We start from the raw sequence: 7,897 nt of genomic DNA on the forward strand, positions 1-7,897 counted from the left end.
CGCCCGGTGAAGTCCGGTGCCGTGGCACACGCGAGGGCCCCGGTCCCACAGGAGTGGGGCCGGGGCCCTCGCGCCCCGCGGGCGCGTCCGCGCGCGCCGGGGGGAAGCCGTCAGAAGCGGCGCGTGATCAGCGCCCGCTTGACCTCCTGGATGGCCTTGGTGACCTCGATACCGCGCGGGCAGGCGTCCGTGCAGTTGAAGGTCGTGCGGCAGCGCCACACGCCGTCCTTGTCGTTGAGGATCTCCAGGCGCTGCTCGCCCGCCTCGTCGCGCGAGTCGAAGATGAAGCGGTGCGCGTTGACGATCGCCGCCGGGCCGAAGTACTGGCCGTCGTTCCAGAACACCGGGCACGAGGAGGTGCACGCGGCGCACAGGATGCACTTGGTGGTGTCGTCGAAGCGCTCGCGGTCCTCGGCGGACTGCAGGCGCTCGCGGGTGGGCTCGTTCCCCTTGGTCACCAGGAACGGCATGACGTCCCGGTACGCCTGGAAGAACGGCTCCATGTCCACGATCAGGTCCTTGAGGACCGTCAGGCCCTTGATGGCCTCGATCGTGATCGGCTTCTCCGGGTTGATGTCCTTGATCAGCGTCTTGCAGGCGAGCCTGTTCTTGCCGTTGATCCGCATCGCGTCGGAGCCGCAGATGCCGTGGGCGCAGGAGCGGCGGAAGGTGAGGGTGCCGTCCTGGTCCCACTTGATCTTGTGGAGCCCGTCGAGCACCCGCTCCTTGGGGTCGATCTCCAGCTGGAAGTCCTCCCAGACCGCGTGCTCCGACACCTCGGGGTTGAAGCGGCGGATCCGGAAGGTGACGGTGATGTACGGGGAGGCGCCCGAGGTCTCCTCGGTCTTGTCCAGTACGGGGGTAGCCATCAGTACTTACGCTCCATCGGCTGGTAGCGGGTCTGGACGACCGGCTTGTAGTCGAGACGGACGGTCTCGGAGCCGTCTTCGCCGACCTCGCGGTACGCCATGGTGTGGCGCATGAAGTTGACGTCGTCGCGGTTCGGGTAGTCCTCGCGGTAGTGGCCGCCGCGGGACTCCTTGCGGGCCAGGGCGGAGACGGCCATGACCTCGGCCAGGTCGAGCAGGTTGCCCAGCTCGACGGCCTCCAGCAGGTCCGTGTTGAACCGCTTGCCCTTGTCCTGGACGGACACGTTCTTGTACCGCTCGCGCAGCTCGGCGATCTTCTCGACCGCGGTCTTGATCGTCTGCTCGGTGCGGAACACCATCACGTTGGCGTCCATCGTCTCCTGCAGCTCGCGGCGGATCTCCGCCACGCGCTCGCTGCCGGTGGAGCTGCGCAGCTGCTCGACCATCTCCTCGACCAGGGAGGCCGGGTTCTCGGGCAGCTCGACGAAGTCGGCCTTCGCGGCGTACTCGGCGGCCGCGATGCCGGCCCGGCGGCCGAAGACGTTGATGTCCAGCAGCGAGTTGGTGCCCAGGCGGTTGGCACCGTGGACCGACACGCAGGCGACCTCGCCGGCGGCGTAGAGGCCGGGGACGACGGTGGTGTTGTCCGCGAGCACCTCGCCCTCGACGTTGGTCGGGATGCCGCCCATGGCGTAGTGCGCGGTGGGCTGGATCGGGATCGGGTCCGTGTAGGGCTCGATGCCGAGGTAGGTCCGCGCGAACTCGGTGATGTCCGGGAGCTTGGCGTCCAGCTGCTCCGGCGGCAGGTGGGTGAGGTCCAGGTAGACGTGGTCGCCCTCGGGGCCGCAGCCGCGGCCCTCGCGGATCTCCGTGTAGATGGAGCGGGAGACGACGTCCCGGGAGGCGAGGTCCTTCATGACGGGGGCGTACTTCTCCATGAAGCGCTCGCCGTCCTTGTTGCGGAGGATGCCGCCCTCACCGCGGGCGCCCTCCGTCAGCAGGATGCCCATGCGCCAGATGCCCGTCGGGTGGAACTGGAAGAACTCCATGTCCTCCAGCGGCAGGCCGCGCCGGTAGCAGGCCGCCTGGCCGTCACCGGTGAGGGTGTGCGCGTTGGAGGTCACCTTGAAGAACTTGCCGTTGCCGCCGGAGGCGTAGATGACGGCCTTCGCCTGGAAGATGTGGAGCTCGCCGGTGGCCAGGTCGTAGGCGACCACGCCGGCGGACTTCCGGACGCCGTCGACCTCGGTGATCAGCTGGTCCAGGACGTAGAACTCGTTGAAGAACTCCACGCCCTCCTTGACGCAGTTCTGGTACAGCGTCTGGAGGATCATGTGGCCGGTGCGGTCCGCGGCGTAGCAGGACCGGCGGACCGGTGCCTCGCCGTGGTTGCGGGAGTGGCCGCCGAAGCGGCGCTGGTCGATGGTGCCGTCCGGCGTCCGGTTGAACGGCAGGCCCATCTTCTCCAGGTCGAGGACGGCGTCGATGGCCTCCTTCGCCAGGATCTCGGCGGCGTCCTGGTCGACCAGGTAGTCACCGCCCTTGACCGTGTCGAAGGTGTGCCACTCCCAGTTGTCCTCCTCCACGTTCGCCAGCGCGGCGGCCATGCCGCCCTGCGCGGCGCCCGTGTGGGAGCGGGTGGGGTAGAGCTTCGTCAGGACCGCGGTCCGGCTGCGCTTCGTCGCCTCGATGGCGGCGCGCATGCCGGCGCCGCCGGCGCCGACGATGACGGTGTCGTACTTGTGGATCTTCATGACGTGGATTACCTCAGCCCCGTGCCTAGCGGATGTTCGGGTCGAAGGTGAAGATCACCAGCGTGCCCAGAAGGATGGTGAACACCGTGGCGGTGTACAGCAGGCCCTTGAGCCACAGGCGCGTGTTCGGCCGCTCCGCGTAGTCGTTGATGACCGTGCGGAGGCCGTTGGCGCCGTGCAGCATGGCGAGCCACAGCATCAGCAGGTCCCAGGTCTGCCAGAACGGGGACGCCCAGCGGCCGGCCACGAAGGCGAAGCCGATCTTGGAGACGCCGCCGTCCAGCACCAGCTGGATCAGCAGGTGGCCGATGACCAGGACGACGAGGACCACGCCCGAGAGGCGCATGAAGAGCCACGCGGCCATCTCGAAGTTGCCGCGGGTCGACTTCGGGGTCTTCCCGGTGCGCTTGCGCGGCGCCTCGATGTACGGGGCCGGGTTGTCGACGTCGTAGTGGCGGGTCGCGCCCTCGCCCTCGACCTGGCCGATTGCGGAAGTCGTGTCAGTGGACATCTCTCGCCTCAGCTCCCGAACAGTTCACGAGCGGCGTGGCCGAGCACGGGGTACAGGGCGCCCGCCATCAGGACGACCCAGATGCCCATGACGGTCCACAGCATCTGCTTCTGGTAGCGCGGGCCCTTGGACCAGAAGTCCACGGCGATGACGCGAAGACCGTTCAGCGCGTGGAACAGGATCGCGGCGACGAGGCCGTATTCGAGCAGCGCGACGATCGGCGTCTTGTAGGTGGCGACGACCTGGTCGTACGCCTCGGGAGAGACACGGACGAGAGCGGTGTCAAGCACGTGTACGAACAGGAAGAAGAAGATGAGGACGCCGGTGACTCGGTGAGCCACCCAGGACCACATTCCTTCCCGGCCGCGGTACAGCGTTCCAGCCGGCACGGATGAACCCTCCGGGAGCGGGGACTGGGGCCTGCCGGCTTGGGATGTCGGTCGGGCCCGGCCGGGTACGGTCCACCGGCCCTGGACATCGTAGCGACGTGTTGTCGGTTCGTTCGCCCGGGGTGCACCGGTGTGATCAAACAGGCAATCAATCAGCCTCGTACGGGCTACACCGGACGCCCGGGACGGCCCTTCCCGGGCCCGGGCGCCAGCGCCCGCACCACCCGGGACCGGGCCAGGGCGCGCAGTTCGTCGGCGGCGACGGAGCGCTCCTCGTCCGGCTCGTGCGCGAGGCGGCGCCGGATGCCGACGAGGACCTGGTCCAGGTACTCGTCCGGACGGTGGCCGTCGAGGCAGATGACGAACGCGTGTCCGAACCTGCTCTCGTAGGCGGCGTGGGCGGCTGCCAGCGCGGTGCGCGCGGCGGGCGGCGCGTCCGGGGCGGGTCCGGCCGCGGACTCCAGGGCGAGCGCCTCGTGGACGTCGGCGGGCGCCAGGTCGTAGGCCGCCTCGTCGCACGCGGCCAGCAGGGAGCCCAGGTCCGGGTAGGGGCGGTGGGCGGCCACCCGCCGCGCCCAGCGGTGGCTGCCGCAGCAGCCGAGGAGCAGCGCCTCGGCCCGGGGGGTCGGGGAGGCGTTGAAGGCGGCCAGGCCCGGGGCGCCCGGAGCCCGGCCGCTCGTGCCCCTGCCGGTCGGGCCCGGTGCGGCGGGGCGTGCGGACGGTATGGCGCCGGTGGCGCTGCCTGCGGGTGCTGCGGCCGGGGGCCTGACGGCCGGCCCTCGCTGCGGCAGGGCGGCGGGAGTGTCGCTGGACAGCGGGAGCTCCTCGGAGAACCAGCGGGACGGCTGGGAAGTGAGGCGGGACGGCTGGGGAGGGAGGTGAGGATGAGCCGCAACGCTATCGATCTATGTCGAAAGCTGTGCGAAGCGTGCGCGAATTTCACCCGGACGGGAGAGTTTGGGATCCTCATATGGACGCGAGGGGTGGACGCTGATGGGGGGTGTCGTTTGCGACGATCGCCGTATATGGAGGTAAGCGCATGATATGGGGCCCCCGGATAACCGGTCGCTCTCGTGCCGCAGGCGCGACGGCCGCGCTGCTCGCCGTCTTCTCCCTCACCCTGGCGGGCTGCTCCGTCGCCGACGGGGACCCCGGAGCGGCGGCGCCCGACGAGCCCGCGACCACCTCCCCCTCCCCGTCGCCCAGCCCCACCCGCAGCTACCCCCTCTCCGAGGCGCCCGACACCGTGCCCGCGGTCCAGCGGCACCAGGCGGCCCGCGGCCCCGGCTGGAAGCCGGGCCCCGAGAGCGGAGTGGTGATCGCCGAGGGCAGCGAGGGGCTCGCCGACGAGGCCCGGCTGCTGGCACGGGAGCTGGATCTCGACTACCGCGGGACCGTCCCGGCCCGCGCCGGGGACGTGCGGCTCGCCCTCGCCGGGGACGGGCCGGCCGAGTCCTACACCCTCGCCGCCCGCGGCGACCGCGTGGTGATCACCGGGCCCGACGAGGCCGGCGTCTTCTACGGCACCCGCACCCTGAAGCAGGCGCTGCGCACCGGCGGAGCCGTGCCGGAGGGTGTGGTGACCGACCGCCCCGACCGCGCCCAGCGCGGCCTGAACCTCGACATCGCGCGCAAGCACTTCACGGCCGAGTGGATCGAGGCCCGGATGCGCGAGATGGCCGACCTCAAGCTCAACCAGCTCGGTCTGCACTTCTCCGACGACCAGGCCTTCCGCATCCAGTCGGACACCCACCCCGAGGTGGTCTCCGACCCGCACCTGACCAAGGCCGAGGTCCGAAGGATCGTCGCGCTCGGCAGGAGCCTGCACATCTCCGTCTTCGGTGAGATCGACTCGCCCGGCCACCTCGGCGCGGTGCTGCGCGCCCATCCGCAGCTCCAGCTCCGCAGCGTCCAGGGCGTCCCCCGCCAGGGCGCCATCGACATCTCCCAGCCCCAGTCCGCCGAGATCGTGGACGACCTGCTGCGCGAGTACACCGCCCTGTTCGGCGCGCGCTGGTTCCACGTGGGCGCCGACGAGTACCAGGCACTGACGGTGCGCGACCCCGCGGCCTCCTACCCGCAGCTGGCGACGGCCGCCCGCGAGCGCTACGGCGCCGGGGCGGGGGTCCAGGACCTCGCCGAGGGCTGGCTGAACGACCGGGCCGCCGTGGTCCGCGGGGCCGGCCAGATCCCGAAGGCGTGGAACGACGGCTTCTTCGCCGGGGGAGTGGTCGGCGCCGACCAGGACATCGAGGTCGAGTACTGGACCGGCAAGGAGATCGGCGCCCGCGAGCCTGCCGGGTACCTGGCCGAGGGCCGGAAGATGGTCAACCTCAACGACGAGTACCTCTACTACGTCCTCGGCGAGCCCAACGAGTTCGTCTACCCGACGGGCGAGCGCATCTACGAGGAGTGGACCCCGCTGGTGCTGCGCGGTTCCGAGCCCGTGGCGGAGGAGTACTCCGACCAGATCCTCGGCGGACGCTTCGCCGTCTGGTGCGACCTCGCGAACTCCCAGACGCCCGAGCAGGTCGCGGAGGGCATCCGCCGCCCGCTCCAGGCGGTCTCCCAGAAGCTGTGGGATGCGGATGAACCGTCGCTCACCTGGGCGCAGTTCGAATCCCTCGCGGATCGGGCCACTACCGGGTGAATCCCCTTCGCGCACCCCGCTGACCAGCACAAAGGTGCTGGACGCCGGTGCCGCCGCCCACGTAGGGTCCCCGGGCGGCGGCCCGCCCCCGGTGCGCGGAGCCGTCCACTCGCGTTTCCCGCGGCGCCACGGGGGAGTGGCGCCCCTTCTCCGTCTCCATGAATCCAGGGGGGTTCGTTCGTCATGCCGTGTTCCCAGTGCGAGCACAGATCCACCACGTCCGCAGGGGCGCCCTGCCCCGCGTGCACGGGCCAGAACGCCGCCGCGGCACCCGCCGCCCCGGCGGCCCCGGTCACCACGCTCACGCCCACCCCCGCGCCGCCGCCCGGCGTGGTCGGGTCGGGCGTGCTCCGCTCCCCGGTGGGGCTGGGGCGGGCGGCGATGATCCTGCTGCTCCTCGTGGCGGTGGCCGACGTCGCGTCCATCACGGCCACGTTCAACATGCGCCGCCTGATGACCGGGGTGCTCGACGGCGGCTTCGCCGACGACGGCTTCGTCGCCGTCTCCGAGAGGGACGCGGACTTCGCCGACGCGATGATGGCCGTGACCTCGTTCGCCGGCATGGCCCTGGTGCTGGCGACGATGGTGGTCTTCATCATCTGGTTCCACCGGGTGCGCTGCAACGCGGGTGTCTTCGCCACGGACTGGTTCACCAACGGCACGGGCATGGCCATCGGCTCGTGGTTCATCCCGATCGGCAACCTGTGGATCCCCCGGCGCGTCGCCGTCGAGACCTGGACCGCCAGCCGGGCCGACCACCTCGCCCACTCCCGGCAGGAGCCCATCACGCTGGTCAACGCCTGGTGGACGGCGTGGCTGATCACGATCTGCCTCGGCCGCGTCGCCGGTCGGCTGTACGACCGTGCGGAGACGCCCGGCGAGATCGTCTCGGCCGCCGACTTCCTGGTGGCCGCCGATGTCACGAACATCGTCGCCGCCGTGCTCGCCATCCTGTTCGTCCGCAGGCTGACCCACATGCAGCACACCAAGGCCCTGGCGCTGTCCCAGGCGCCCCGGACGGTGTGAAACCGCACCACGGAGCGCCGCGGCTGCGGCGCTCCGTGGTGAGAAGGTGACACGGAGGTATGGCGGAACCCCACCGCACTCCCGTAGGGTCAGGGCGAACTTTCAGCCAGCGGCTGATGCGTTTTTGAGCCATCTGCCTGGCGGGGGAGAGTCGTGCCCCCGTCCGCGAGGGGAGGCGTCCGCATGACGTCGAGCAGCCTGTCGGAACTGACCGCCACGGCGGACGAGCGGACGCTGGCGGTCAGCGGCCTCGCCTGCCTGGAACGCTGCCTCCCGGTCCTGGTGGACGACGCGGACGCGCTCCGTCCGCTGTGGGCCGCCGCTGCCGCCGGGGGTGGCACCTGGGCGGAGCGCCTTGCCGAGGTGCGCGCCGCGATCGGCGAGCCGGGCCCCGGCGACGCGTCCGCCGCTCCGGTCCGCCGGATGCTGGACGGCATCCCGGACGACTGGGCCTCCGAGTCCCTGGCGGCCTGGGCCGCCCTCTGCGCCGGTCTGGCCGTCGACGTCCACCGCGCGGCGGACCCGCTCGGCGACGGCGGGCCGCTCGTGGACGGCGAGCGCCTGCGCCAGACCCAGACCCTCGACGCCCTCGCCCGCGACGAGGGCGGCATGGGGCCGCGGGTCGCCCTCGACCTCTCCACGGAGGGGCGCCGCGTCCTGCGGGCCGCACTGTCGCGGAAGGCCCGCGCGGCCGGGGC

The 7,897-nt window shown here is 71.3% G+C and carries 8 protein-coding genes; 3 read left to right on the forward strand and 5 right to left on the reverse strand.

The features are described from left to right. Positions 1-110: 110 nt before the first annotated feature. The 5 genes from NPS70_RS19305 to NPS70_RS19325 form a co-directional block, all read right to left on the reverse strand. Positions 111-869, reverse strand: a complete 759-nt coding sequence (locus tag NPS70_RS19305; RefSeq protein ID WP_256525554.1) for a succinate dehydrogenase iron-sulfur subunit — start codon at positions 867-869, stop codon at positions 111-113. Further along, positions 869-2,623 carry a succinate dehydrogenase flavoprotein subunit gene (gene sdhA / locus NPS70_RS19310; protein ID WP_256525555.1) on the reverse strand — a complete coding sequence of 585 codons (1,755 nt, stop codon included), beginning with the start codon at positions 2,621-2,623 and terminating at the stop codon, positions 869-871. The genes NPS70_RS19305 and sdhA overlap by 1 nt, the downstream gene beginning before the upstream one ends. 25 nt (positions 2,624-2,648) lie before the next feature. Continuing rightward, entirely contained in the window at positions 2,649-3,134 is a 486-nt protein-coding gene (locus NPS70_RS19315; protein ID WP_256525556.1) for a succinate dehydrogenase hydrophobic membrane anchor subunit, read from the reverse strand. 8 nt (positions 3,135-3,142) lie between these two features. Further along, the gene (gene sdhC / locus NPS70_RS19320) at positions 3,143-3,523 is read right to left on the reverse strand and encodes a succinate dehydrogenase, cytochrome b556 subunit (protein ID WP_256525557.1); all 381 of its coding nucleotides are present in this window, start codon (positions 3,521-3,523) and stop codon (positions 3,143-3,145) included. Between the two features lie 167 nt (positions 3,524-3,690). Further along, positions 3,691-4,248 (reverse strand): 2-oxo-4-hydroxy-4-carboxy-5-ureidoimidazoline decarboxylase, encoded by a 558-nt coding sequence (locus tag NPS70_RS19325; protein WP_374212028.1) that lies wholly within the window; start codon positions 4,246-4,248, stop codon positions 3,691-3,693. Positions 4,249-4,562: 314 nt separating this feature from the next. On the opposite strand from NPS70_RS19325, the gene NPS70_RS19330 reads away from it, so the two are divergent. The 3 genes from NPS70_RS19330 to NPS70_RS19340 form a co-directional block, all read left to right on the forward strand. Then, positions 4,563-6,173 (forward strand): glycoside hydrolase family 20 protein, encoded by a 1,611-nt coding sequence (locus NPS70_RS19330; protein ID WP_256525558.1) that lies wholly within the window; start codon positions 4,563-4,565, stop codon positions 6,171-6,173. 183 nt (positions 6,174-6,356) lie between these two features. Continuing rightward, a complete protein-coding gene (locus NPS70_RS19335) occupies positions 6,357-7,199 on the forward strand; it encodes a DUF4328 domain-containing protein (RefSeq protein ID WP_256525559.1) in 843 nt (280 codons plus the stop codon). A gap of 183 nt (positions 7,200-7,382) precedes the next feature. After that, positions 7,383-7,897, forward strand: a 515-nt coding sequence (locus tag NPS70_RS19340; protein WP_256525561.1) for a hypothetical protein, incomplete at its 3' end; no start/stop codon positions are given.

It is taken from the genome of Streptomyces sp. C10-9-1 (assembly GCF_024497955.1).
GTDB lineage: Bacteria > Actinomycetota > Actinomycetes > Streptomycetales > Streptomycetaceae > Streptomyces > Streptomyces sanyensis.